At 67.3% G+C, this 23579-nt stretch carries 26 protein-coding genes; 15 read left to right on the forward strand and 11 right to left on the reverse strand.

The genetic code is table 11. The annotated features are described in order from the left end of the window. Window positions 1-128 precede the first annotated feature (128 nt). The 4 genes from ccmC (at window position 129) to ABID41_RS07535 (ending at window position 1809) form a co-directional block, all read left to right on the forward strand. The gene (gene ccmC, locus ABID41_RS07520; protein WP_331928971.1) at window positions 129-857 is read left to right on the forward strand and encodes a heme ABC transporter permease CcmC; all 729 of its coding nucleotides are present in this window, start codon (window positions 129-131) and stop codon (window positions 855-857) included. A gap of 1 nt (window position 858) precedes the next feature. Beyond that, window positions 859-1002: a heme exporter protein CcmD gene (ccmD, locus tag ABID41_RS07525; RefSeq protein WP_331928973.1), complete on the forward strand. Its 144-nt coding sequence runs from the start codon at window positions 859-861 to the stop codon at window positions 1000-1002. Continuing rightward, the gene (locus tag ABID41_RS07530) at window positions 999-1514 is read left to right on the forward strand and encodes a DsbE family thiol:disulfide interchange protein (RefSeq protein ID WP_331928974.1); all 516 of its coding nucleotides are present in this window, start codon (window positions 999-1001) and stop codon (window positions 1512-1514) included. Before ccmD ends, ABID41_RS07530 begins: the two co-directional genes overlap by 4 nt. A 61-nt stretch (window positions 1515-1575) precedes the next feature. Then, entirely contained in the window at window positions 1576-1809 is a 234-nt protein-coding gene (locus ABID41_RS07535) for a hypothetical protein (protein WP_331928976.1), read from the forward strand. Window positions 1810-1826: 17 nt separating this feature from the next. Here the strand turns inward: ABID41_RS07535 and ABID41_RS07540 are convergent, their stop codons facing one another. The 3 genes from ABID41_RS07540 to ftsY all read right to left on the reverse strand — a co-directional run bounded on the left by ABID41_RS07540 (window position 1827) and on the right by ftsY (window position 4043). Then, on the reverse strand, window positions 1827-2408 hold the full coding sequence (locus tag ABID41_RS07540) for a MarR family winged helix-turn-helix transcriptional regulator (RefSeq protein ID WP_331928977.1): 582 nt from the start codon (window positions 2406-2408) through the stop codon (window positions 1827-1829). A gap of 94 nt (window positions 2409-2502) precedes the next feature. Continuing rightward, window positions 2503-3111: an inner membrane-spanning protein YciB gene (locus ABID41_RS07545; protein ID WP_331928979.1), complete on the reverse strand. Its 609-nt coding sequence runs from the start codon at window positions 3109-3111 to the stop codon at window positions 2503-2505. Continuing rightward, complete coding sequence (gene ftsY, locus ABID41_RS07550; protein ID WP_331928981.1) at window positions 3108-4043, reverse strand: signal recognition particle-docking protein FtsY; 936 nt, start codon at window positions 4041-4043, stop codon at window positions 3108-3110. Before ftsY ends, ABID41_RS07545 begins: the two co-directional genes overlap by 4 nt. A gap of 47 nt (window positions 4044-4090) precedes the next feature. Between ftsY and ABID41_RS07555 the strand changes: the two genes are divergently transcribed. Beyond that, the gene (locus tag ABID41_RS07555) at window positions 4091-4723 is read left to right on the forward strand and encodes a trimeric intracellular cation channel family protein (RefSeq protein ID WP_331928983.1); all 633 of its coding nucleotides are present in this window, start codon (window positions 4091-4093) and stop codon (window positions 4721-4723) included. Here ABID41_RS07555 and ABID41_RS07560 read toward each other — a convergent pair. From ABID41_RS07560 to dapF, 3 genes are read right to left on the reverse strand one after another with little or no spacing between them, the layout of a single operon-like run. After that, on the reverse strand, window positions 4720-5160 hold the full coding sequence (locus ABID41_RS07560; protein WP_331928984.1) for a GFA family protein: 441 nt from the start codon (window positions 5158-5160) through the stop codon (window positions 4720-4722). The two genes, ABID41_RS07555 and ABID41_RS07560, sit on opposite strands and share 4 nt — an antisense overlap. Next, window positions 5157-6428 carry a tRNA (N(6)-L-threonylcarbamoyladenosine(37)-C(2))-methylthiotransferase MtaB gene (gene mtaB, locus ABID41_RS07565; RefSeq protein WP_331928986.1) on the reverse strand — a complete coding sequence of 424 codons (1272 nt, stop codon included), beginning with the start codon at window positions 6426-6428 and terminating at the stop codon, window positions 5157-5159. The genes ABID41_RS07560 and mtaB overlap by 4 nt, the downstream gene beginning before the upstream one ends. Beyond that, complete coding sequence (dapF, locus tag ABID41_RS07570; RefSeq protein ID WP_331928988.1) at window positions 6425-7252, reverse strand: diaminopimelate epimerase; 828 nt, start codon at window positions 7250-7252, stop codon at window positions 6425-6427. The genes mtaB and dapF overlap by 4 nt, the downstream gene beginning before the upstream one ends. 92 nt (window positions 7253-7344) lie before the next feature. On the opposite strand from dapF, the gene ABID41_RS07575 reads away from it, so the two are divergent. Continuing rightward, window positions 7345-9411 carry a prolyl oligopeptidase family serine peptidase gene (locus ABID41_RS07575; RefSeq protein ID WP_331928989.1) on the forward strand — a complete coding sequence of 689 codons (2067 nt, stop codon included), beginning with the start codon at window positions 7345-7347 and terminating at the stop codon, window positions 9409-9411. A gap of 110 nt (window positions 9412-9521) precedes the next feature. Here ABID41_RS07575 and ABID41_RS07580 read toward each other — a convergent pair whose 3' ends face one another. Then, on the reverse strand, window positions 9522-11723 hold the full coding sequence (locus ABID41_RS07580) for a TonB-dependent receptor plug domain-containing protein (RefSeq protein WP_331928991.1): 2202 nt from the start codon (window positions 11721-11723) through the stop codon (window positions 9522-9524). Between the two features lie 122 nt (window positions 11724-11845). Between ABID41_RS07580 and ABID41_RS07585 the strand changes: the two genes are divergently transcribed. After that, window positions 11846-12916: a phytase gene (locus ABID41_RS07585; protein WP_331928993.1), complete on the forward strand. Its 1071-nt coding sequence runs from the start codon at window positions 11846-11848 to the stop codon at window positions 12914-12916. A gap of 16 nt (window positions 12917-12932) precedes the next feature. Here ABID41_RS07585 and ABID41_RS07590 read toward each other — a convergent pair whose 3' ends face one another. The 3 genes from ABID41_RS07590 to ABID41_RS07600 all read right to left on the reverse strand — a co-directional run bounded on the left by ABID41_RS07590 (window position 12933) and on the right by ABID41_RS07600 (window position 14768). Then, on the reverse strand, window positions 12933-13220 hold the full coding sequence (locus tag ABID41_RS07590) for a DUF2218 domain-containing protein (protein ID WP_331928994.1): 288 nt from the start codon (window positions 13218-13220) through the stop codon (window positions 12933-12935). A gap of 14 nt (window positions 13221-13234) precedes the next feature. Then, on the reverse strand, window positions 13235-13789 hold the full coding sequence (locus ABID41_RS07595) for a PadR family transcriptional regulator (protein WP_331928996.1): 555 nt from the start codon (window positions 13787-13789) through the stop codon (window positions 13235-13237). Window positions 13790-13868: 79 nt separating this feature from the next. Then, on the reverse strand, window positions 13869-14768 hold the full coding sequence (locus ABID41_RS07600; protein ID WP_331928997.1) for a hydrogen peroxide-inducible genes activator: 900 nt from the start codon (window positions 14766-14768) through the stop codon (window positions 13869-13871). A gap of 216 nt (window positions 14769-14984) precedes the next feature. Between ABID41_RS07600 and ABID41_RS07605 the strand changes: the two genes are divergently transcribed. Further along, complete coding sequence (locus tag ABID41_RS07605; protein WP_331928999.1) at window positions 14985-15521, forward strand: carboxymuconolactone decarboxylase family protein; 537 nt, start codon at window positions 14985-14987, stop codon at window positions 15519-15521. A gap of 76 nt (window positions 15522-15597) precedes the next feature. Here ABID41_RS07605 and ABID41_RS07610 read toward each other — a convergent pair whose 3' ends face one another. Then, complete coding sequence (locus tag ABID41_RS07610) at window positions 15598-16449, reverse strand: glutamate racemase (protein ID WP_331929001.1); 852 nt, start codon at window positions 16447-16449, stop codon at window positions 15598-15600. 201 nt (window positions 16450-16650) lie between these two features. Between ABID41_RS07610 and ABID41_RS07615 the strand changes: the two genes are divergently transcribed. The 7 genes from ABID41_RS07615 (at window position 16651) to rimM (ending at window position 23544) form a co-directional block, all read left to right on the forward strand. After that, window positions 16651-16914, forward strand: a complete 264-nt coding sequence (locus tag ABID41_RS07615; RefSeq protein WP_331929016.1) for a hypothetical protein — start codon at window positions 16651-16653, stop codon at window positions 16912-16914. Window positions 16915-16994: 80 nt separating this feature from the next. Beyond that, entirely contained in the window at window positions 16995-17579 is a 585-nt protein-coding gene (locus ABID41_RS07620) for a TetR/AcrR family transcriptional regulator (RefSeq protein ID WP_331929014.1), read from the forward strand. Between the two features lie 86 nt (window positions 17580-17665). After that, entirely contained in the window at window positions 17666-19783 is a 2118-nt protein-coding gene (locus tag ABID41_RS07625; protein ID WP_331929003.1) for a M3 family metallopeptidase, read from the forward strand. Between the two features lie 229 nt (window positions 19784-20012). Further along, on the forward strand, window positions 20013-20816 hold the full coding sequence (locus ABID41_RS07630; RefSeq protein WP_331929004.1) for an SH3 domain-containing protein: 804 nt from the start codon (window positions 20013-20015) through the stop codon (window positions 20814-20816). A gap of 179 nt (window positions 20817-20995) precedes the next feature. After that, window positions 20996-22528 (forward strand): signal recognition particle protein, encoded by a 1533-nt coding sequence (ffh, locus tag ABID41_RS07635; RefSeq protein ID WP_331929006.1) that lies wholly within the window; start codon window positions 20996-20998, stop codon window positions 22526-22528. Between the two features lie 21 nt (window positions 22529-22549). Beyond that, window positions 22550-22993 carry a 30S ribosomal protein S16 gene (gene rpsP / locus ABID41_RS07640; RefSeq protein WP_331929007.1) on the forward strand — a complete coding sequence of 148 codons (444 nt, stop codon included), beginning with the start codon at window positions 22550-22552 and terminating at the stop codon, window positions 22991-22993. 11 nt (window positions 22994-23004) lie between these two features. Continuing rightward, window positions 23005-23544 (forward strand): ribosome maturation factor RimM, encoded by a 540-nt coding sequence (gene rimM / locus ABID41_RS07645; protein WP_331929009.1) that lies wholly within the window; start codon window positions 23005-23007, stop codon window positions 23542-23544. Window positions 23545-23579 lie beyond the last annotated feature (35 nt).

Below are 23579 nucleotides of genomic sequence, written 5' to 3' on the forward strand. Positions count from 1 at the left end.
GCGCCCGTCCTGAAAGCCAAGGCCGGAGGCGAGGTCGATCTCGCCTCCCGTCGCTGGCGCCTCGTTCGTGGCGAAGCTTCGCAGTCACGCCGCTTGCAGGGAGCCGCAGCCGGGGCTAATCCGCGCGCATGATCCAGGCCCTGGCATTTCTGTCGAACCCCGAGCGGTTCATGGCCTTCTCCCGCTGGGCCGCACCTATGTTCGGCGTCATCGCCGTGGTGCTGGCCGTGGCGGGGCTTTGGCTGGGCTTCGCCGCGCCTGAGGACTACCAGCAGGGCGACACCGTCCGCATCATGTTCATCCATGTGCCGGCCGCCTGGCTGAGCATGTTCGTCTATATCTGCCTGGCGGTGGCGAGCTTCCTGGCCCTGGTCTTCCGGCACGCCTTGGCCGACGCCGCCGCGCAGGCCGCGGCGCCGCTGGGCGCGGCCTTCACCTTTATCGCCCTGGTGACGGGCGCGCTCTGGGGCCGACCGATGTGGGGCGCCTGGTGGGTGTGGGACGCGCGCCTCACCTCGGTGTTCGTCCTTTTCCTGGTCTATGTGGCGTACATCGCCCTGCGCGCATCGCTCGACGATGAGACCAAGGCCGCGCGGGCCGGGGCCATCCTTGCCCTGGTCGGGGCGGTGAACCTGCCGGTGGTGAAGTTCTCCGTGGACTGGTGGAACACCCTGCACCAGGGCGCCTCGGTCTTCCGGGCGGAAGGGCCGGCGATGACCAACGACTTCCTCTGGCCGCTGCTGCTGATGGGCCTATCCTTCATGTCGGCGTTCGGATCGCTGTGGCTGGTGGGCATCCGCGCCCAGGTCTGGCGGCGCCGAGCGGAAGCTGCGGCCCTGCGAGCCGCGAGAGGTTAGGATGCTCGATCTCGACGCCGGCAAGTACGCGGCCTTCGTCTGGCCCGCCTACGCGATCACCGCGTTCTGCTTCCTCGCCATGATCGTCTTTACGCTGAACAAGTCGCGCCACTGGCGGAAGCGGGCGGAGAAGATCCGGCCGTGAACCGTCTGCTCGCGTTCCTGCCGCTGGTCGTGCTGCTGGCGCTTGGCCTGCTGTTCGGCCTCTACGCCTTGAAGCGCGACCCGCAGGTGCAGCCCGACGCCCTGGTCGGCAAGCCTCTGCCCGATCTGGTGCTGCCTGCTCTGGACACCGGCAGACCGCAGGCCCTGCGCCAGGTCGCTCAGCCGGCGCCAGTGCTGGTCAACATTTTCGCTTCCTGGTGCGCCCCCTGCGAGATCGAGCACCCAGTGCTGGTCGAGCTCAAGAAACAGGGCGTGCGGGTGGTCGGCGTCGTCTACAAAGATGCGCCAGAGAACACCAAAGCGTTCCTCGGCCGGCTGGGCGATCCCTATGCCGAGCGCCTGGTGGACCGCGACGGTCGGGCGGGCATCGAGCTTGGCGTGACCGGGGTGCCCGAAACCTATCTGGTGGGTGAGGGCGGCCAGATCCTCGCCAAGCACACCGGGCCGCTTACGCTCGAACAGGCCAGGGATCTGCTCGCCAAGGCGCGTTAACCTTTCCTTGAGCGATGCAACGGAGGGTCGCCCAAGGTTCTGTTAACCATAAAGCGCCGCCGTGAGCATCGCCCGCACGCCGATCTTCCCGACCAGCCAACAGGCCGGCCAGGCTCAGCCAAACCGCAATGCGGGAGGCCAGCGCGCCTTCTTCGCGGCGGCGATGGGTGCGCCGGCGGCGACGGCGGACATGCCAGGACCAGCGCCGGCCACGCCGCGCATTCCGGTGGACCTGCCGGCAGAGCCGCCTGCGAAGATCCTGCGGCCGGGCTCACTGCTGGATATCTGGGTCTAGGCGGCTTTCTTCAGCGTCTAGGCGGCTTTCTTCAGCTTTTTCTTCTTCGGCTTGTCGGCCTTGGCCTTCTTGGGCTTCTGAGCCCTTTCGACCTTGGGCGTCTTCTCTACCGGAAGCGAAACCGGCTTGGCGGCGGCCTCGTCGCCAGCGCGGATCAGCTCACGCAGGGCGCCGGTGAGGGCTTCGCGCTTGGACGCCGAAAGCAGGCGCAGCAGCCGGGCGTCGGCGGCGACCATCCTGGGCTTCACCACGGCCAGCGCGTCGCGGCCGGCCAGGGTCAGGGAAACGGCGTTCGCGCGAGCGTCCGAAGCCGAGCGCTGGCGCTCCAGCAGGCCCTTGGCGATCATCCGCGCGGCCATGTCGGCCAGGGTGGAACGGTCGATGCCGGTAATGCGGACCAGGTCCGTCTGGGTCAGGCCCTCATGAGCCTCCACCGCCGCCAGCACCGCGTACTGACGCTGAGTGACGCGGGCGTCTCCCATTTCTTCGGCATAGAGATCGAGAGCTAGCTGAAGAGCGCGGTGCAACAGGTGGCTAGGCGACTTGTCGAGGGCGGGAAGCCCCTTCTTCGACTTCTCCGGAGACTTCGACTTGGCCATCACCCGTCACCCCGCTTGTCGTCGCGGATATTGCTACCGCGGGATGGTGTCGGTTTGAAGACAGATGGTCAGCCTGCGTCGCAAGCCCGGTCGACTACTCCACGTGGGGCGGAGGCGGCTCGTCACTCTTGGCGTACTTCATCATCAGCGGCACCTGGGCGAAGGAGAAGACCACGGTGATGATGAGAAGGCCGGGGAAGCGAAACACCACCCAGACGTCATCGGGTTGGGTCCGCCAAACGAACTCGTTGAGCGCCGCGAGGGCGAGGAAAAAGATCGCGTAGTTGATGGTCAGCTTGCGCCAACCCTCGTCCGGCATGCGGATAGCCTCGCCCATCAGCAGCTTCAGGGGGTTCTTGCGCAGGGCCAATCCGATAAGCAGGCCGAACCCGAAGAAGGCGTTCATGACGGTCGGCTTCATTTTGACGAAGCGGACGTCGTGGAAGATCAGCGTCAGGCCACCGAAGATCAGGGCGGCAAGGCCGGCGATCAGCGGGAACGGCGCGATGCGGCGCTCGAAGACGAAACCGATGACCAGCGCCAGGGCCGAGGCCGGGACCAGCACCCAGGTCGCCTGGATCAGCGCCTGTTGCTGGGCGACGCCCGTCCACTTGAAGAAGAAGAAGGACAGGAAGAAGGCGACCAGGCCGCCGTAGTCGACGATCCCGCGCACCCACTTATGGCCGTTGCCGGAGAGTTTCATGCGTCGTCGAGGCCCACGAGGGAACGGGCGAAGGCGCGGGCCTTGAACGGCTGGAGATCCTCGATCCCCTCGCCCACGCCGATGAGCTTGATGGGCGAGTCGGACGCCTGGGCCACCGGCACCAGGACCCCGCCCCGGGCGGTGCCGTCCAGCTTGGTCATCACGATGCCCGAGACGCCGATCTGGTTGCCGAAGATGTTTTCCTGGGCCAGCGCATTGCGGCCCACCGTGGCGTCCAGCACCAGCAGGGTCTCGTGCGGGGCGTCCGGCTCGACCTTCTTGACCACCCGGATGACCTTCAGGAGCTCGTCCATCAGGCCCTGCTTGTTCTGCAGGCGGCCCGCGGTGTCGATCAGGACCACGTCGTAGCCCTGGGCCTTGGCCCGTTCGACCGCGTCGAAAGCCAAGCCGGCGGCGTCCGAGCCAGTGGGCCGCGACATGAAGTCGGCCCCCGAGCGCTCGGCCCAGACCTTGAGCTGCTCGACGGCGGCGGCGCGGAAGGTGTCGCCTGCCACGACCAGCACCTTGGCCCCGCGGCCGACTAGGTCGGCGGCGATCTTACCGAGTGTCGTCGTCTTGCCCGAGCCGTTGACGCCGATGAACATCACCACATAGGGACGCGGCCCGGAGAGCGGGGCGAAGTCGCCTTCTCGGCTCTCGAGCTCGACGCCGATGGCCTCGGCCAGAGCTTCCTTGATCTCCTGCTCGTCCACGCTCTTGCCGAACTTCTCGGCGGCGAAGCGCTCGGTGATGCGCGCAGCCGAATGCGGGCCGAGATCGGCCTCGATCAGCATCTCTTCCAGCTCGTCGAGCTTGGCCTGGTCCAGCGGCTGCTTGGTGAAGGTGGAGACCACCTGTTCCGTCATCTGCTTGGACGAGCGCGAAAGCCCGTCGGCGAGGCGTTGGAACCAGCCCTTCTTCGGTTGGGTCATGGAGCCAGCTTCTAGCCGGTCCGGTTCTTGCGCGATAGAGGACAAGGATGGACGCCCTCGCCACAGCTTTCGTCTGGCTGGACTACGCCGCCGTGGCCGTCTTTGGCGCGACCGGCGCCCTGGCCGCAGCTCAGCGCAAGCACGACATCGTCACCTTCTGCTTCTTTGCGGCGGTGACCGGAGTCGGCGGCGGCACCATGCGCGACCTCTTCATCGACGCGCCGGTCTTCTGGGTGCAGCGTCCAGACTACATCATCGCCTGCATCATGGCGGCGATCGCGGTGTGGGTGTTCGGCGCCGGCGACGCACGGATGAAGGTTCTGCTCTGGCTCGACGCCCTGGGCATGGCCGCCTACAGCGTGGTGGGCGCGGCCAAGGCCATCTCGTTGGGCGTCATGCCGTTCTCCGCCGTGGTGATGGGCGTGCTGACCGCCTGCTTCGGCGGGATCATCCGCGACGTGCTGGCCGGCGAGCCCTCGATCCTGCTGCGGCGCGAGATCTACGTGACCTGCGCCCTGATCGGCGCTGGCGTCTACGTAGTGCTCTACATGCTGGGCGTGCGCGACATGTGGAGCGGCCTTGGCGGCTTTGCCGCCGCGTTCGTGGTGCGGGCCGGGGCGATCGCCCGCGGCTGGATGCTGCCCGCCTTCCCCGGACGCGGCCGGGGCCGCACCAACTAGGTGTCGTGGTCGGGATGCTGACGGCTGACGACGGCGGCGTAGTAGCCGGTCAGCTTCGCAGCTTCCTCCGCAGGCCGGTGCGGCAGGTCGGCCAAATGGTCGACATAGGGCAGCTTGGCATCCAGACCGATCTGCATGGTCGGCGCGATGTCTTGCGGATGGTCGAAGGCGCCGATGGCGACGTTCGGAGGACTGCCCCCGGCTTCGAACGAAAGCTGCGTGCCGCAGTCGGGGCAGAAGCCGCGACGAGCCTTGTTCGAGCTCTCGAAATACGTCGGCGCGCCGCGTGTCCATTCCAGCTCGAAGGCGTCGACATAGGGGCCGAAGAAGCCGCCGAAAGCCTTCTGGCACATACGGCAATGGCAGATGCTGGCGCGGCCGAGACGTCCGGCGCGGAAACGGACCGCCCCGCACTGGCAACCGCCCGAGAGACTCACTCCGCCGCCTCCAGGGCCGGCAGGCGGGCCAGGACCTTGCCGCCCTCGTGCCCGATCGCCTGCAACGCGACGATGGAGCCGACAGCCGCCTCGCCCTCGAAGGCGATCTCGGTGAAGTCGTCGGCGCGGGCGACGCCGGGACGTTCCACCAGGCCCGAAAGCATGCGGCCGGCCTGGCGTTCCAGGTGGCGGACAAGCGCGGCCTCGCCCGCCGCCCGCAGGAGCGCGGCGCGCTCCTTGACAACGTTGCGAGGAAGCTGCGGCATCCGCGCGGCCGGCGTGCCGGGCCGCGGGCTAAACGGGAAGACGTGCAGGAAGGCGAGCCCCGCCTCTTCGACCAGTGCCAAGGTGTTGGCGAACATTTCCTCGGTCTCGGTCGGGAACCCGGCGATCAGGTCGGCGCCAAAGGCGATGTCGGGGCGCACGGCGCGGACCTCGGCCACCAGCTTCAAGGCGTCGGCCCGAAGGTGGCGACGCTTCATCCGCTTGAGGATCATGTCGTCCCCGGCCTGCAGCGACAGGTGCAGGTAGGGCATCAGCCGCGGTTCCTGCGCCAGGCACCGCATGAGGTCGGGATCGATCTCGGCTGCGTCGATGGACGAAAGCCGCAGGCGCGGCAGTTCGGGAACCAGCTTCAGGATGCGAGCGACGAGCTGGCCCAGCGTCGGCTGACCCGGCAGGTCCGCGCCCCAACTGGTCACATCGACGCCGGTGAGGACGACCTCCTGATAGCCCTGGGCGGCGAGCTTGCGCACCTGTTCGACCACTTCGCCAGCGGGAGCGGAGCGGGAGTTCCCCCGGCCATAGGGGATGATGCAGAAGGTGCAGCGATGGTCGCAGCCGTTCTGCACCTCGACATAGGCCCGAGCGCGGTCCTTGAGGCCGTCGATCAGATGACCGGCGGTTTCGCGCACGCTCATGATGTCGTTGACCCGGACCTTGCCCTCCGGGATCCGGTCGGCGTAGGCCCCGGCCTGGGACTTCTCGGCGTTCCCCAGCACCAGGTCCACCTCGGCCATGGCGGCGAAGGCGGCGGGGTCGATCTGGGCCGCGCAGCCGGTGACGATCAGCTTGGCGTCGGGGTTCTCACGCCGGGCCTTGCGGATCGCCTGGCGAGCCTGACGGACCGCCTCGTTGGTGACGGCGCAGGTGTTGAAGACGATGGCGTTCGACAAGCCGTCCTCCGCCGCGCGAGTGCGGATGACCTCGCTTTCATAGGCGTTCAGCCGGCACCCGAAGGTGACGATGTCGACGTCGGGCTTGGTCACGGCAAGGTTCCCGTGAAGTCCACCTGGGCGGGGCCGGTCATGATCACATGGCCGTCGCTTTCACGCCACTCGATGGTCAGTTCACCGCCATCCAGTTCGAGCCGGGCCTTACGGTCGGTGAGTCCGCGGCGAGCCGACGCCACCAGGGCCGCGCAGGCTCCGGTGCCGCAGGCCCGCGTCAGGCCGGCGCCGCGCTCCCAGACCTTCAGCCGGACGTGATCCCTGGCCTTGATTTGCGCAAAGCCGACGTTCACGCCTTCGGGGAACAGCCGATGGTGCTCGATCATCGGTCCGACTTCGACCACCGGCGCAGTCTCGATGTCGGGGACGAAGAACACCACGTGCGGATTGCCCATGGAGACGCAGCCGGGCGTGTGAAGGATCGGATCGTCGATCGGGCCGACCTGCAACTCTATGCCGCGGGTGTCCATTTCCTCGGCCAGCGGAATCTGGCGCCAATCGAGGCCGGGCTCGCCCATATCGACGCTGACGATTTTGTCGCCGGCGCGGGTGGCGACAAGCAGGCCGCCGCGGGTTTCCATGACCGCCTGGTCGGCGCCGGAGCCCTCCATCAGCAACCAGCCGACGCAGCGGCTGGCGTTGCCACAGGCGCCGACCTCCTCGCCATCGGCGTTCCAGAAACGCACGCGAGCGTCAGCTTTTGCTGACGATTCTATAGAAACCAGCTGATCGCAGCCGATGCCGCCATCGCGGCTGGCGATAGCACGCACCTCCTCCGCGGTCGGGGCGAAGGGGGCGGTGCGGGCCTCGACCACGACGAAGTCGTTTCCGAGCCCGTTCATCTTCAGAAACGGACGGCTCATGACGCCGGCTATATAGGCGAGAATTGGCCTGCGATCACCTTGCGCGATTTGGGCGCGAGACAGGCTCTGCCTGCGCCGCTATTCGTTCGCCCATGAAAATCGCGACGGCGGCGCTTCTGGGCGCCCTTCTCACCGCCCCCGCGGCCCTGGCGCAGACCTCGGCCGCGGCCACCGATCCCTTCATCTGGCTTGAGGACATCGACAGCCCCAGGGCCATGGCCTGGGTCGAGGCGCAGAACGCCAGGACCGCCCAGCGGCTGGAGGGCGACGCCCGCTATGCCCAATTCCTCGCCGAGGGCAGAGCGATCTTCACCGCCACCGACCGGACGCCGCGGCCAGCCTTCCGGGCCGGCGGGATCGACAATTTCTGGCAGGACGCCGAGCACGGCCACGGCCTGTGGCGCCATACGAGCCTTGAGTCCTATCGCAGCCAAGCGCCGGCCTGGGATGTGGTCCTCGACATCGACAACCTGGCCAAGGACGAGGGCCGCAACTGGTTCTACAAGGGCGCGACCTGCCTGAAGCCGGATGAGACCCTGTGCCTGGTCGCCCTCTCCAACGGCGGCGGCGACGCGGTCGAGCTGCGTGAATTCGACACCAAGACCAAGACCTTCGTTCAGGGCGGCTTCCGCTCGTCCGAGGGCAAGCAGGACGCCGACTGGCTGGACCGCGACACCCTGGTCGCCTCGCGCGAATGGACGCCCGGCGAGGTGACCTCCTCCGGCTACGCCTATGTGGTCAAGCTGGTCGGCCGAACGGGCGAGGCCCGCGAGATCTTCCGCGGCGAGACGTCGGACGTGCAGGCGAACGCCAGCGTCCTGCGCGGCGAGGGCGGCAAGGCGGAGGGCGTCCTGATCCGGCGCGGCGTGACCTTCTTCGAGTCCGAGTACAGCCTCTATGCCGACGGCAAGCTGACGGCGATCGCCCTGCCCCGGAAGGCTCAGTACCAGGCCTATGTGGACGGCCGGCTCATCTTCACTCTCCAGGAGGCGTGGAACGGCTTTGCGGCCGGCGCCCTCGTCGCCTACGACCCGCAGAACCTGGCGGCCGGCCCGGCCCTGGTCTTCCAGCCCGGCCCGCGGCAGGCGATCCAGAATGTGGCCGACACCAAAGGCCTGCTGGTGGTCGAACTGCTGGAGGACGTGAAAGGAGCGATCGACGTCCATGACCTGAAGGGCGGCGAGTGGACTTCGCGTCGCTTGGCCCTGCCCAGGAACGAGACCCTGACCATCGTCTCCGCCTCCGCTGACGACGACCGGATCTTCGTGGGCGCGGAAGGCTTCCTGACCCCCTCGACCCTGTGGCTGGCGGACGGCGCCACGGGCAAGGCGCAGAAGCTGAAGGCGCTGCCCGCCCGGTTCGACGCCTCCAGGGACCGCGTCGACCAGTACTGGGCCACGTCGTCCGACGGGACGAAGATTCCCTATTTCGTCGTGCGGCCGAAGGCGGCGAAACTGGACGGCTCGCTACCGACCCTGATGTACGGCTATGGCGGCTTCGAGTTGGCCAAGCCGCCGGTCTACATCCCGGAAATGGGCAAGATCTGGCTGGAGCGGGGCGGCGCCTATGTAATCGCCAACATCCGCGGCGGCGGCGAGTTTGGCCCGGCCTGGCACCAGGCGGTGCTGCGCGAGAAGCGCCAACTGGCCTTCGACGACTTCGCCGCGGTGGCCCGCGACCTGGAGGCGCGCAAGATCACCTCGCCGCGCCGGCTTGGGATCTATGGCCGCTCGAACGGCGGCGTGCTGACCACCGTCTCGCTGACCCAGCATCCGGAGCTGTGGAACGCCGTGGTGGTGGAGAGCCCGCTGGTGGACATGCTGCGCTACCACAAGCTCTCGGCCGGGGCCTCGTGGATCGGCGAGTACGGCGACCCCGACAAGCCGGCGGACCACGCCTTCATCGCCAGGTACGACGGCTATCTGAACCTGAAGCCGGGCCAGGCCTATCCGGAGCCCTACATCACCACCAACACCCGCGACGACCGGGTGCATCCGGGTCATGCGCGCAAGTTCGCGGCCAGGATGGAGGCCTTGGGCTATCCCTACCTCTATTACGAGAACACCTTCGGCGGCCACGCCAACGACGCCGACCCGGAGCTGAACGCCCGCCGGTGGGCCCGTCACTATGTGTACCTAGCCCAGAAGCTGATGGACTGAAGACCGCTATCGCTCTTCCAGGGACGTCCCGGCCATCCACGAGCACCGAGGATAGCCGGGGACCCTGACGCGCATGGATCCCCGGCTGGGCCGGGGATCGGGGCTAGGCGTCAGAACGCGGCGCGGAAGGTGACCTGGTAGAGCACGCCCGAACGTTCGCTTTCGCGTTCGCTGTCATGGACGTTGCGGGCCAGGCGGTTGGCGAGGATCTCGTCGACGGAGTCGCCGTCGAAAGTCCGATAGGTTTCGCGCTTTTCCTTGTCGAGCAGGTTCATCGCCGCCAGACGCACCACGTAGCGGTCGCCGAAGCGCTTTTCGACGAATGCTTCCAGGTCCGGATCGTAGTCCACCGTAACCTCTTCATCGAGGCCGGACTCGTGGCCCATGTCGCGGTCATAGAGGCTGGCGCCGAAGCTGGCGTTCCAGGTCGGGACGGTGTGCACGAAGCCGACGTTGTAGACGTAGCTCGGCTGGTTGGTGAACGGGCGGTCCTGGCCGGTGAAGGGGTCCTTCACTTCGCTTTCGAGCCAGGTGTAGTTGAAGAACACGCCGGTGTTGGGCAGGCCGATCACGTCGAGCGGCGTGGAGAAGTCCACTTCGACGCCGTAGGTCTTGCCCGAGCCGATGTTGCGCGGCTCGTAGACCCGGCCGAGGCCGGAAGACGAGACCTCGTCGGTGGCGATGGTGTCGATCAGGTTCTCGATATCGCGATAGAAGAAGTTGATCCCGATGATGCCGCGGGCGCCGAGCTTACGCTCGTAGCCGACGTCCAGGCCCCAGGCGGTCTCGTTGTCGAGGTTGGGATTGCCGCGCAGATCGTCCTCGTCGGCCGGCTCTTCCTCGGCCACGAAAGGCGCGAGCAGGTCGTAGTTGGGACGGCGCACGGTCCGGGCGATCGAGGCGCGGAACTGGTCCACATCGGTCGGGCGGAAGGTGGCGTGCAGCGAGGGGTTCAGTTCCTCGGCCTCCTTGGAGACCTTGCCCAGGTCGCTTTCGACGTCGCGCTTGGTGGTCTCGTAGCGGAGGCCCGCATCGAAGGTCCACATGGTTGAAGGCTCGAAGGTCAGCCGGACGTAGGGATCGACCCGAGTTTCCTCGATCTTGTAGATCGCGCCCGGTTCGGGATCTGGGTCGCCGACGACGCCGTCATCGACGTCGAACTCCACCTCCGCGCCGTCGCGGGTCTTCTTCAGCAGATCGACGCCGGCCTTGAGTTCCAGGGCGTCCGACTTCCACTTGTAGTACGCGCCTGCGCCCCATTCCTCGTCGTCGATATCCAGCTCGACATACTCATCGAGGCCGAGATCAGAGAGGTTTTCTTCGTCGCCCACGCCCACCGTGGTGTTGGTGCTCTCGTCATAGCGCGACCAGCCCAGATCGAAACCGATCTTGCCGGGGCCGGCATCGAACTCGCCGTCGAAGTCGAGCGCGTAGGTGCGCTGCTTGATGCGCTCGGCCTGGACCTCGACCCCGTCGAAGTCGCCGCGCGGCAGTTCGTTATAGGTCAGGGAGGTCTCGTCCTCGTCGCGGTCGGTGTCGACCACCAAGCCGGAGAAGCGGATCTTGCCGTTCTCGAAACGGTGGGCGAGTTCGCCGTTGGCCGAGATGTCGACGCCGTCGCGGGTGTCGGACTGGTACTCGACATTGTCGAAGTCGCCGAAGTCCTCGTCGTAGCGGTGGCTGACCTTCTTCTTCGGGTTGCGGCGACCCTGGTAGTTGAGGCCGGCCCAGTACGTCGTGTCGCCGCTGGCGGTGGCGCCGGCATAGGCGATCGCCGCCGAGGGGCGCGCCTTGCCGTCCTCGTTGATCAGGGCGCCGAGCTTCACGAAGCCGCCCTCCAGATTGGCGCCTTCCTTCAACACGACATTGAGCGACCCGGCCATGCCGTCGCTGGGCTGGTCGGCGCGCGGGCTGCGAATGATCTCGATGCGCTCGACCAGTTCGGCCGGGATGCGGTCGACGAAGAAACTACGGTCGGCCTCGCCGCCAGGGGCGCGGCGCCCGTTGATCAGCACCTGGGTGTAACCCGGCGGCAGGCCGCGCATGGACACGCCGTCGAACTCCAGCACGTCGGAGGTGAAGGTCACGCCCGGCACGCGCTTGAGCATCTCGCCAACGGAGACCGGTTCGAAACGCTGGAAGTAGTCCAGGTCATAGGCGAGCACCGGGTTCACGTCGTTGGTGCGGTCACGGAAGGCGATGTCGCCGGTCACGATCACTTCGGACACTGGCGTGGCGTCGTCGGCGAAAGCCGGCGCAGCCATCAGCAGCGGCGCGGCGGCCGCGCAGGCGAGCAAGGAAAGTCGTGTCATCTAGTCCCCCGACAAGCGGGACAGTTGACCCGTCCCGCGCAGCATGATTTGCAGCGCAGGGGATATATCTTGCATGCGGAGCGGGGCCAGTGACGGTTTCTAAGAAGATTTTTGTCAGTTTTGTGTCATTCGCAGCAACTTCATTGCTAATGGCATCCTGCGCCGCTGTGGACCCCGAGAGCATCTCGGACTCGGGCGGCATGACAGTCGGAACGGGCTCCCCAGTTGCGGCCGCGGGCGAGACTGCGGCTGTTGGGACCAAGGTGCGGGACGCTGCCGACGACCCGGAGATCTGGGCCGATCCGCGTGATCCCTCGCGAGGCGTGATCCTGGGCACCGACAAGCAGGCCGGGCTCTACGTCTATGACCTGGCCGGCAAGGACCTGCAGTTCCTGCCCGAAGGTCCGCTGAACAATGTCGATCTGCGTGACGGCTTCGAGGTCGGCGGCCGCAAACAGGTCCTCATCGGGGCCAGCGACCGGGGCCGCGGAGCGATCAGCTTCTTCCTGCTCGACCCGGACAACCTGCAGGCCAGACTTTGGGGCCGCACGCCGGTGAAGGTCAGCGAACCCTACGGTTTCTGCATGGGCCGACGCGGCTCCGAGACCATTGCGATCATGGTGGGCAAGGACGGCGACATCCGGCAGTTGAACATCACCGACCAGGGCGGCCAGCCCGCGGCGACCTTGACCCGCAGCTTCGACGTGGGTTCGCAATCGGAAGGCTGCGTGGTCGATGACGAGGCCGGCTATCTCTACATAGCCGAGGAGGCCAAAGGGATCTGGCGCTACAGCCTGGACCCGGCCACCGGCTCGGCCCGGGTCCATATGGCGCCAGCGCCCTCTCCCGAATTGACGCCGGATGTCGAGGGCCTGACCATTCTGCGCGAAATGGGGAAGACCTACCTGATCGCCTCCAGCCAGGGCGACAGCGCCTTCGCCATCTGGCGGGTCGACGGCGAGCCGGCCTATGTCGGCCGCTTCTCGGTCATGCCTGGCGCGGGCGCCGACGCCGTAACCGGCACCGATGGCGTCGCCGCGCTGGGCGGCCGTGTCGGCGCGTTCCCCGAAGGACTGATCGTCGTCCAAGACGATTCCGATACGGACGGTGAAACCACCGAGGGCGCCCGCGCGCGTCAAAACTTCAAGCTGGTGGACTGGCGAGCGGTGAAGGCCGCCCTGGGTATTCAATAAGGGAATCCAGTAAGGCTCAGGCGCCCCGGCGCCAGTCGACGGCCATCTCGGGCTCGCGGAAGGCGAAACGCTTGAGATGGCTGTCGACCACGTGTTCGAGGCGGCTCAGCTTTTCCGTGTCGGGGGCGTCGGCGACCAGCATCAGGGTCTCCGGCGCGGCGCGGAAGGCGGCCTGGCCAATCTCGAAACTGATCTTTCCTTCATGGTCGCTCCACTCGACCGGCACCTTGTGGCCGAAGTGCTTGCAGAGTTGGACCATGTAGCGTTGAGCGTTGGGGGTCACCACGGTGGCGCTCGATCTCATGGGGCTTAACTCCTCTACACGCGCTCGATCTTCGCGGCTGCCTCGTCCAGCGCCGCGGCGATGGCGTCGATCTGGGCTTCGCTCGGACGCTCGCCCTGCAGGCGCAGCTTGAGGGCCAGGGCCAAGTTCTGCATGGCGCGCTCCACACGGGGCGAAGACCTCGGCGAGCTTTCCGCCGCCTCGTCCAGCCGAGCAAAAACCGCCTCGACACCGGCCTTGTTCCGTTCCAGCGCGGCCAGGCCTTCCTGAGTAATCTCAAAGGACTTGCGGCCGCCCTCCGCGGCGATGGCGCGAACAAAGCCCTCGTCTTCCAGCATCGCAAGCGTCGGGTAAATCGCGCCGGCGCTGGGCCGGTAGGCGCCACCGGTGCGCTCCTCGAGGGCGCGGATCAGTTCATAGCCGTGGCTGGACTTGTCCTTGATCAGGGCAAGGATGACGAAGCGCAGGTCGCCATGCTCCAGCAGGCGTCCGAGGCGGCGTCCGCCGCCGCGACCAGCGCCGCGTCCCCAGCGGCCGCCAAAGGATTCGCGGCTGCGATGTTCATGTCGTTTCCAATGATGCCGATACATTTTCGATCCTATTTCGATATGTCTTATTTTTAGATATATCGCAACTAGATCGGATTTCAAGATATATCGTGTTTTAGGCTTAGACCTGGCGGAGGACCTCAGCCAGAAGCTGGCCTTCGGCCGCGCGACTGGAGCCTGCGCGCCACGCGACGACGATCTCGCGCTGGGGATGCTCCGCCTTCAACGGCATGACGGCGACATCGGCGGTTTCGGTCAGGCCTGCTGCGACGGCCATGGCCGGCAGAAAGCTGACGCCCAGCCCGGACCCCACCATCTGCACCAGGGTCGGAAGGGAAGTGGCGGCGAAGCTCTCCTCGTCGCCGACGCCGCGAGGCGGCTTCAGACCACAGGCGGCCAGGGCGTGGTCACGCAGGCAGTGACCGTCTTCCAGCAGGATGAGGTCGTCGCTCTCCAGCGCCGAGGGCGGGGCCTCCCGCTCCTTGGCGAGAGGGTGGCTGCGTGGCAGGGCGGCCATCAGCTCGTCGTCGGAGACATGAGCGTGGTCGAGGCCGGTCATGTCGTAGGGCAAGGCGATCAGGGCGGCGTCGAGCTGGCCGGCCTTGAGCTGGGCGATCAGCCGGTGGGTCAGGTCCTCGCGGAGGAACAGCCGCAGCTTGGGGAAGCGCTCCCGTAGGATCGGCAGCGCCCGGGGCAGGAGGAACGGCGCGACCGTCGGAATGACCCCCAGCCGGAAACGTCCGGTCAGCGGATGGCCGGCGTTGCGGGCCGACTGCACGAGTTCCTCGGCCTCGTTGAGGATACGGGTGGCCTTGCCCAGGGCGACCTCGCCGATCGCAGTGAGGATGACGCCGGAGCGGGCCCGGTCGACCACCGGACCGCCGAGGATCTTCTCCAGTTCCTGCACCCCTGCCGAGAGGGTGGGCTGGGTGACGTGGGCGGCTTCCGCGGCGCGTCCAAAGGAACCATGCTCAGCCAGCAATTTTAGATACTGTAGCTGTCGGAGGGTCGGAAGGCTCATGGGTGTTAAGATAGGAACTATCTATCAAAACTCCAGAAACAATCGATTGGCCCGCGCAATCGCGATCCGGTATCTCGCCGTGCGTGACGGCGTAGGTCCCTCCAGCCCCCAGGGGCGGCCCCATAGCCATCGGGCCGCTCGCCACGTCGTCCTGCCCGGGAGCGCGCGATCTCCCCGCGCCTCCCGGGCCCCCTATCTGGAAAATTGGAGTTGATCATGTCGCTCGACGCCCTGTGCGAGTCCCTGCCCGCCTACGCCAAGGACCTGAGCGCCAATCTCGAGAACTTGGCGTCGGAAACCGTGCTGACCGAGCAGCAGAAGTGGGGCGCGTTCGTTGCGGCGGCCTATGCGGTCGGCACGCCCCAGGTGGTGCGCGCGATCAATGAGGCGGCGCGCCAGGCCGGGCTCTCTCCGGAGGCGACGGCGGCGGCCAGGGCCGCGGCGGCGGTGATGGGCATGAACAACGTCTACTACCGCTCGCTCTACCTGATCTCGAACCCCGAATACCGGACCATGCCGGCCAAGCTGCGGATGAACGTCCTGGCCGACCCCGGCGTGCCGAAGGTGGATTTCGAGCTGTGGTCGGCGGCGGTGTCGGCGGTGAACGGCTGCGGCATGTGCCTGGACGCCCACGAGACCGAGCTGCGGCGCAGCAAGACGCCGAGCCCATCCATCCAGGCGGCCCTGCGGATCGCCGCGGTGGTGAAGGCGGTTTCCGGCGTGATCTCGGCCGAGGCGGCGGCGGTCGCCTAGCTCAGAGCTGGATGCTTCCTCCGGCGGGGGATATCTAGGAGTGTCCCGGGCCCCACGCGGGGGAGGGAGAAGAAGTTCAGGCCCGCTCGAAGCTGAGCGGGCCGCCCCAGAAAGCCTCGACCAGCCGGTGCTGGGCTCCGGGCTTGCCGGTGGTCAGGAAGCGCCGGGAGCCGCCCTCGCCGGCGCGGTATTCCGGATGCTTGGCGAGATAGGCGTCAAGCGCATCGGCGGTGGCGTTCGGCTGATGGATCAGCGGGGTCCCAGGTTTGAGCGCCTGGCGGAAAACGCCGGCCACGATCTCGTAGTGCGTGCAGCCCAGGATCGCGCGATCGGGCGCTCGACCGATTCGCGTGGTCACCTGGGCTACGTGGCGGCCGATGACGGCTGCGAGTTCATCGTCGGGCGCGCCGCTCTCTATAAGCCGCGCGAGGTCGGGGCAGGGCTCGGCGAAGACGGCCACATCCTGGCGGCGCTTGTCGATCTCGATCTCATAAACCCGGGAGGCGGCCGTGCCCGGTGTGCAGAACACCGCCAGGATGTCCAGCTTCTCGACCTTGTCGCCGCGACGCTCGGCTTCGTGCTCCCAGGGCATGCCGGTCGCCGCCTCGATGGTGGGAACGATGATGCCGAGTACGTTCACCGGCCGGCCGAGCTGCTGGCGATAGCCCGGCAACCAGGTCTGCTGCAGCCGACGAAGAGCGATGGCCGAGGCGGTGTTGCAGGCCAGGACAACCAAGTCGCAGCCCTGATCGAACAGGCGCTCGCAGCCGGCGCGGGTGAGATCCACGATCTCCTCCCCCGGCCGCACGCCGTAGGGCGCGTTCGCCTGATCCGCCAGATAGATGAAGTCGGCGGCCGGCAGCCGCTGGACGAGGGCCCGGTGAACCGAAAGTCCCCCGATGCCGGAATCGAAGACGCCTATGGCCATGGTCGGGATTTAGACCTTGGCGCGAGTCGCGTCCATGAAGCCGCCGGTTCGGCGAACCGCGTCATTTCAAATTGACAGCTTTGTCATCCTGACATACTTGTCACTTCAAGCGTTGCTGTGACCAGCCGCTGCGGACCGCCCCCTCGCCGGCCGCCCGACTTGTTTTTGTGTCCCCCGCCAACCCTGGATCCCCCGAACCCGATGCCCCTGCCCGCTGCTCGCGAACCGACCCTCGCCCAAGACGACCCAAATCCGACCTGGAAGGTCGGCGTGGAGGTCGATCTAGCCACCGCCTTGGCCCTGAGCCGCGCCGCCACCCGGGCCCTGCTGGAACTCTCGCCCCTCGCCCATCGGGAAATCACCGCGGCGCTGGAACACGAGATCAAGGTGCTCGAACGCCAGAACGATCCACTGTCGCTGGCGGCGGCCAGCGCGGTGCGCCAGTACCTGCCCGAGGCCGCCTGACCGGTCCGCGCCGCATAAGGGTCAATCTGGAGGCCCGCGCCGCAGCAGCCGAGCAGCGCCGCGCGCAGACGCGCGAGCGCCTGCTTGACGCCGCCGTGGCCGTAATCGCCGAGAAGGGCCCAGACGCCTGCTCGATCGAGGACTTCGTGGCCGCCGCGGGCGTCTCTCGCGGCACGTTCTACAATTACTATCCGACCACCGAGGACCTGCTGCGCGCGGTCCAGATCAAGGTCGGCGGCGAGCTTTCGGCGGTGCTCGACAAGCGCCTGCCCCTGTCCTTGCCCCCATCGAACCGGCTGGCGACGCGGATGCACAGTCACATGCTCTCGGTGACCCGCGACCCGGTCTGGGGCTGGGTGATGATGCGGCTGGACGGCTCGCGTCTGGCGCGCGTACCGGTCATCCAGACCGACCTCGACCGCATCTATCAGGACGGGCTGAGCAAAGGAGAGTTCCGCGAGTTGGACCCGTCGGCCGTTCGCACCCTGGTCTTCGGCGCCAGCCGCATGGTCCAGCGCGACATACTGATGGGCCTGACCGCCCCGGCGCACGCCGAGCAGGTGGTCGCTCTGGTGCTCACGGCCTTGGGCGTCACGTACGAGGAAGCGCTAAAGACCAGCGCGGAGGCCGCCGCCCTGGCGCTGGAAATCCACGACGCGGCCTGACGTCACATTACAACCGCGTCATGTGACGCCGCCGCGGCGTGACCTTAAGGTCGCGCACCTGACCCCGAACCCATCCTGGAGCTCTCATGCAACGGCGCACGTTCCTGGCCGCCTCCGGCGCGCTCGCCGCCGCCTCGTCCCTGCCGGCCGCCGCACTCGCGCAGGCGGCCGGCAACGCCCTCACCGCCACCTGGACCGGTCCCCACGGCGGCGTGCCGGCATTCGACAAGGTGAGGGTGGCCGACTTCATGCCGGCCTTCGACCTTGCCATGAAGACCGAGCGCGCGGAGATCGACGCCATCGCCGGCGCCTCCGCCGCGCCGAACTTCGACAACACCATCGCCGCGCTCGAGCGGTCGGGTTCCATGATCGAGCGGGTGGGAACCTATGCGGGCGTCTGGGGCTCCACCCTCTCGACCCCCGAGTTCCGGACCATCGAGAAGGAGCTGTCACCCAAGCTCTCGGCGCATGACGACGAGACCCTGCAGGACGAGAAGCTCTTCAAGCGCATCGAGGCGGTCTATGAGGGCCGCTCGGTCCTGACGCCCGAGCAGCAGCGCCTGACCTGGCTCTACTGGAACCGGTTCGTGCGCGCCGGCGCCCGACTGACGCCCGAGGCCAAGACGCGGGTGGCCGCGATCAACCAGGAACTGGCCAGCCTGTTCACCAGCTTCAGCCAGAACCTGCTGGCCGACGAGACGGACTATGTCCTCTACCTGCGCACCGAGAGCGAGCTGGCGGGGCTGCCAAACGACGTGCGCGCGGCCGCAGCGACCGCCGCCGAGGAGCGCGGCCACAAGGGCGAATGGGCGGTCCTCAACACCCGCTCGTCGATGGAGCCGTTCCTCACCTATTCCAACCGGCGCGACCTGCGCGAGAAGGTCTGGCGCACCTACTACAACCGCGGCGACAACGGCGACGCCCACGACAACAACGGCATCATCCAGAAGATCCTGAAGCTGCGCTTCGAGCGCGCCGAGCTTCTCGGCTACCCGACCCACGCCCACTGGCGGCTCGCCGACGCCATGGCCAAGACCCCCGACGCGGCCATGGAGTTGATGATGCGGGTCTGGCCGTCGGCCATCGCGCGAGTGAAGGAAGAGGTCGCTGAGATGCAGGCGATCGCCGACAAGGAGCGGGCCGGCATCCGCATTGAGCCCTGGGACTATCGCTATTACGCCGAGAAGGTCCGGGCCGCCCGCTACGACCTCGATATGAACGAGATCAAGCCTTACATGCAGCTAGAGAAGCTGCGCGAGGGCATGTTCTGGGCCGCCGGCCAGGTCTACGGCTTCGAGTTCGTACCGGTCACCGACGTGCCGGTGGCGCATCCGGACATCCGGGTCTGGGAAGTGCGGCGCGGCGGTCAGCACCAGGGCCTCTGGTATTTCGACCCCTATGCCCGTCCCGGCAAACGCTCGGGCGCCTGGATGAACGCCTATCGCCGCCAGCAGAAATTCGACGGACCGGTGACGATCATCGTCTCCAACAACGCCAACTTCGTGAAAGGCGCGCCCGGCGTACCGATCCTGATCTCATGGGACGACGCCGAGACCATGTTCCACGAGTTCGGCCACGCCATCCACGGGCTGAACTCGGCAGTGAACTACCCCTCACTGTCGGGAACCGCCGTGCCGCGCGATTATGTGGAGTTCCCCAGCCAGATCAACGAGCACTGGCTGCCGACCAAGGAGGTGCTGTCGCGGTTCGCCTTGCACCACCAGACCGGCCAAGCCATCCCGCAGGCCCTGGTCGACAAGCTGGAGAACGCCTCGACCTTCCGCCAGGGCTTCGACGTCACCGAGTACCTGTCCTCGGCGCTCATCGACATGAAGCTGCACCTGGCCGGCGGCGCGGACATCGACCCCGACGCCTTCGAACGGGACGAGCTGGCCAAGCTGGACATGCCGAGCGAACTAGTGATGCGCCACCGCACCCCGCAGTTCGGCCACGTCTTCTCCTCGGACGGCTATTCGGCCGGCTATTACAGCTACCTGTGGTCGGAGACCCTGGCCCTGGACGTGGTGGATGCGTTCCAGCGCTCGCCGGGCGGGATGTACGACAAGGACATGGCCAAGCGCCTGCACGATAACGTCATGTCGGTGGGCAACTCGATCGACCCGGCGGTCGGCTATCGCACCCTGATGGGCCGCGACGTCGATGTGCGGGCCTACCTCCGTGACAAGGGCTTCCCGGTGGCCTGAGGCTGCGGCTGGCGAACGCGACTGCTTTCGCCAGCTCCTGGTTCGTCATGCTGGGGACGACGATCTGGAACGGGGTCGATCTCGCTTCGGCGATCCACCTCTCCCAGCGGGAGCGACCTAGAGAGCTAGATACAATTGGTGATCCGCTTTTTCGCGCGCGGCGATGGAACGGGAGCTGCGGCGTAAGCATTGTCCGGCAGAGCTTGTCGAACCCTGCAGGAAACCGATCATGCGCGCTTCTCAATTCACCGCGGCGGTGTTGGCCGCGAGCCTCGCCATTCCGGTGGCGGCGCCGGCCCATGCCCAGACGGGCAACCCTCTTTCGTCGATCTTCGGCTGTTCGGCCGGCGGCAACAAGCAGGCCGGGGGGGCGGTGATCGGTGGCTTGGTCGGCGGCGTTCTGGGCAGCAATGTCGCCAAGAACGAACGCACCCTCGGTACAGTGCTGGGCGCGGCGGCCGGCGCGGCCGCGGGCTCCTATATCGGCTGCCGCATGCAGCGCAGCGACCAGCAGAAGGCGCAGGCCGCCACCCAGTACGCCCTGGACCGCGGCGGCTCGCGGTCCTGGTCGAACCCGGAAACCGGCGCCTCGGGCGACGTCCGGGTGGTCTCGACCTCCACCGGCGGCGGTGGCCAGCCGGTCTCGCTCAGCGGCCTGCGCTTCGCCAGAGGCGTTGAGCCGGCGTCCGGCTTCGAAAGCGCCGGTGGGCGCTTCACCGCACCGGGTACGGTCAACATCAGGGCCACCCCTTCGACCTCCGGCGCCGTCGTTGGACGGCTGAGCGCCGGCCAGAGCTTCGACGCCCTGGCGCGGGTGCGCGGAACCAACTGGCTGCTGGCCGGCCAAAATGGCATGGCGGTCGGCTATGTCTCGGAATCGGTGGTGCGCCCCTCGGGCGGCCAGTCCTATGCGGGCGGCAATTCGGTCTGCCGGACCTTCGACCAGACCATCCGCACTCGCGACGGCTCCCCGCAGACCGAGCGCTACACCGCCTGCAAGGGCGCGGACGGCCAATGGGTGGTGCGGACCTAAACCCCGACTTCCCTTGACCTAATCCATCCACAGGCGCATAAGCGCGCCCTTCCGGCGCAAACTTTTCCAGCGCCCTCCACCGCCACGACCCCGATACTATATCGGACGAGGGCGGCGAGGACCCCCGTCGACGTGATCGTCCACGGGGGCTGGTTGCGTTTGGGCTATAGGAGATCGACTTGTTCGACGCACTGACAGATCGGCTTTCCGGGGTTTTCGACCGCCTTTCCGGGCGGGGCGTGCTCTCGGAAAAGGACATCGACGAAGCCCTGCGCGAGGTGCGGGTCGCCTTGCTCGAGGCCGACGTCGCCCTGCCTGTCGTCCGCGAGTTCATCTCCAAGGCCAAGGAACGGGCCACCGGCGAAGAGGTGATCCGTTCGATCCGTCCGGCCGACCAGGTGGTGAAGATCATCTATGACGGCCTGGTCGAGATGCTGGGCGGCGAAGCGGCCGAAGGCCTCAATCTCGCGCTCAACCCGCCGACCGTGATCCTGATGGCCGGCCTGCAGGGTTCGGGTAAGACCACCACGGCCGGCAAGCTGGCCCTGAAGCTCGCCAAGGACCGCAAGAAGGTCCTGCTGGCCTCCCTCGACACCCGCCGCCCTGCCGCCATGGAACAACTGGCGATGCTGGCCAAGCAGGCCGAGGTCGACAGCCTGCCCATCGTGCCCGGCCAGTCCGCGCCCGACATCGCCCGCCGGGCCATGTCGGCGGCCAAGCTGCAAGGTTTCGACGTCGTCATCCTCGACACCGCCGGCCGCACCACCATCGACGAAGCGATGATGAGCGAGGCGGCCGAGATCGCGAAGATCGCGAGCCCCACCGAGACCCTGCTGGTCGCCGACAGCCTGACCGGCCAGGACGCCGTCCGCACCGCCAAGGCCTTCCACGAGCGCCTGCCGCTGACCGGCCTGGTGCTGACGAGAGCCGACGGCGACGGCCGTGGGGGCGCGGCGCTGTCCATGCGGGCGGTCACCGGCCTGCCGATCAAGTTCCTGGGCGTCTCGGAAAAGATCGACGGCCTGGACGCCTTCGACGCCCGCCGCGTGGCCGGCCGCATCCTGGGCCAGGGGGACGTCGTCGCCCTGGTGGAGAAGGCCGCCCAGGACCTGGACGTTGCTCGCACCGAGGCCATGGCCAAGAAGCTGGCCAAGGGCCAGTTCGACCTGGACATGCTGGCCGAGCAGTTCGGTCAGATGAAGCGGATGGGCGGCATGGAAGGCCTGATGGGCCTGCTGCCTGGCGTCCAGAAGGTCAAGAAGCAGATGGCCGAGGCGAACGTCTCGGACAAGACCATCGACCGCCAGATGGCGATCATCTCCTCGATGACCAAGGCCGAGCGGAAGAAGCCCGACATCCTGCAGGCCTCTCGCAAACGCCGCATCGCGGCCGGCGCCGGAGTCGACGTGGCCGAGGTAAACCGTCTTCTGAAGCAGCATCGCCAGATGGCCGACGCCTTCAAGATGATGAGCCGCGACGGCGGCAAGGGCTTCGCGCGCATGGCCGGCATGCTCGGCGGCGGCGGCATGGACCGGCTGAAGGCGTTGGGCGGCGGCAAGCTGCCCGCGCCCGATCCCAAGCAACTGGAAGAACTCGGCAAGCTGGCGAGCCAGGGGGGCGGTCTGCCCGGCCTGGGCGGCCCCGGCGGCCCGAAGCTTCCCGGCCTCGGCGGCGGACTGCCGCCGGGCTTCAACCCTTTCAAGAAATCTTAAGAGCTCACCAAAGGACCAACCATGCTCAAGATCCGTCTCGCCCGTGGCGGCGCCAAGAAGCGCCCCTACTACTCGATCGTCATCGCCGACTCGCACTCGCCGCGCGACGGCCGCTTCATCGAGAAGGTCGGCGCCTACAACCCGATGCTCAAGAAGGATGACCCGCAGCGCGTCACCCTGAAGGTCGAGCGCATCCAAGAGTGGATCAAGAAGGGCGCCCAGCCGACCGACCGCGTCGCGCGCTTCCTGGCCACCGAAGGCCTGGTGAAGTGGGAAGCCGGCAACAACCCGAAGAAGGCCGAGCCGGGCCAGAAGGCGAAGGAACGTGCTGAAGAGCGCGCCCAGCGCGAAGCCGACCGCGCCGCCGCGGCCGCTGAAGCCGCCGCCGCTCCGGCCGTCGAGGAAGCTCCGGCTGAAGAAGCCCCGGCCGCCGAGGAAGCCACTTCGGAACAAACCGAAGGCTGATCGGTCCGGTGATGGGCGACGAGAACTCCACCCTGATTTTCGTCGCCCAGGTCGGCGCGGCCCATGGCGTTCGCGGCGAGGTGAAGATCACCTCGTTCACCGCCGATCCCATGGCGCTGGTCGACTATCGGAACCTGTTGCGCCAGGACGGCTCTCCCGCCCTGGCGATCGCAGGCGCCCGCCCGACCAAGGGCGGGATCGTCGCCCGCCTGAAGGGCGTGACCGACCGCAACGCCGCCGAGGCGCTACGCGGTCTGAAACTCTATATCCGCAGGGAAGATCTGCCCGAGCCGGAGGAAGACGAGTTCTATCTCGCCGACCTCATCGGCCTGACCGTCGAAACCGCCGAGGGCGAGGTGCTGGGCAAGGTCCGCACCGTACAGGACTTCGGCGCCGGCGACCTGCTCGAAATCCAGCCCAAGGCCGGGACGAGCTGGTGGCTGCCCTTCACTCGCGACGCCGTCCCCGAGGTGCGCATCGCCGAGGGCAAGGTGATCGCGGCCCCGCCCCCCAGCGTCGAAGCCGATCCGCGCGAGACGCGAGACTCCTGAAACGAAAAACGCCGCCGGCGGGACCGGCGGCGCTG

Source organism: Phenylobacterium koreense, from assembly GCF_040545335.1.
GTDB classification, from domain to species: domain Bacteria; phylum Pseudomonadota; class Alphaproteobacteria; order Caulobacterales; family Caulobacteraceae; genus Phenylobacterium; species Phenylobacterium koreense.

Coding starts and splice junctions, on each gene's coding strand:
- ccmC (WP_331928971.1), top strand. CDS start 129: ATGATCCAGGCCCTGGCATTTCTGTCGAACCCCGAGCGGTTCATGGCC.
- ccmD (WP_331928973.1), top strand. CDS start 859: ATGCTCGATCTCGACGCCGGCAAGTACGCGGCCTTCGTCTGGCCCGCC.
- ABID41_RS07540 (WP_331928977.1), bottom strand. CDS start 2,408: ATGGCCAAGTCGAAGTCTCCGGAGAAGTCGAAGAAGGGGCTTCCCGCC.
- ABID41_RS07545 (WP_331928979.1), bottom strand. CDS start 3,111: ATGAAACTCTCCGGCAACGGCCATAAGTGGGTGCGCGGGATCGTCGAC.
- ftsY (WP_331928981.1), bottom strand. CDS start 4,043: ATGACCCAACCGAAGAAGGGCTGGTTCCAACGCCTCGCCGACGGGCTT.
- ABID41_RS07555 (WP_331928983.1), top strand. CDS start 4,091: ATGGACGCCCTCGCCACAGCTTTCGTCTGGCTGGACTACGCCGCCGTG.
- dapF (WP_331928988.1), bottom strand. CDS start 7,252: ATGAGCCGTCCGTTTCTGAAGATGAACGGGCTCGGAAACGACTTCGTC.
- ABID41_RS07575 (WP_331928989.1), top strand. CDS start 7,345: ATGAAAATCGCGACGGCGGCGCTTCTGGGCGCCCTTCTCACCGCCCCC.
- ABID41_RS07580 (WP_331928991.1), bottom strand. CDS start 11,723: ATGACACGACTTTCCTTGCTCGCCTGCGCGGCCGCCGCGCCGCTGCTG.
- ABID41_RS07590 (WP_331928994.1), bottom strand. CDS start 13,220: ATGAGATCGAGCGCCACCGTGGTGACCCCCAACGCTCAACGCTACATG.
- ABID41_RS07595 (WP_331928996.1), bottom strand. CDS start 13,789: ATGTATCGGCATCATTGGAAACGACATGAACATCGCAGCCGCGAATCC.
- ABID41_RS07600 (WP_331928997.1), bottom strand. CDS start 14,768: ATGAGCCTTCCGACCCTCCGACAGCTACAGTATCTAAAATTGCTGGCT.
- ABID41_RS07605 (WP_331928999.1), top strand. CDS start 14,985: ATGTCGCTCGACGCCCTGTGCGAGTCCCTGCCCGCCTACGCCAAGGAC.
- ABID41_RS07610 (WP_331929001.1), bottom strand. CDS start 16,449: ATGGCCATAGGCGTCTTCGATTCCGGCATCGGGGGACTTTCGGTTCAC.
- ABID41_RS07615 (WP_331929016.1), top strand. CDS start 16,651: ATGCCCCTGCCCGCTGCTCGCGAACCGACCCTCGCCCAAGACGACCCA.
- ABID41_RS07625 (WP_331929003.1), top strand. CDS start 17,666: ATGCAACGGCGCACGTTCCTGGCCGCCTCCGGCGCGCTCGCCGCCGCC.
- ABID41_RS07630 (WP_331929004.1), top strand. CDS start 20,013: ATGCGCGCTTCTCAATTCACCGCGGCGGTGTTGGCCGCGAGCCTCGCC.
- rpsP (WP_331929007.1), top strand. CDS start 22,550: ATGCTCAAGATCCGTCTCGCCCGTGGCGGCGCCAAGAAGCGCCCCTAC.
- rimM (WP_331929009.1), top strand. CDS start 23,005: ATGGGCGACGAGAACTCCACCCTGATTTTCGTCGCCCAGGTCGGCGCG.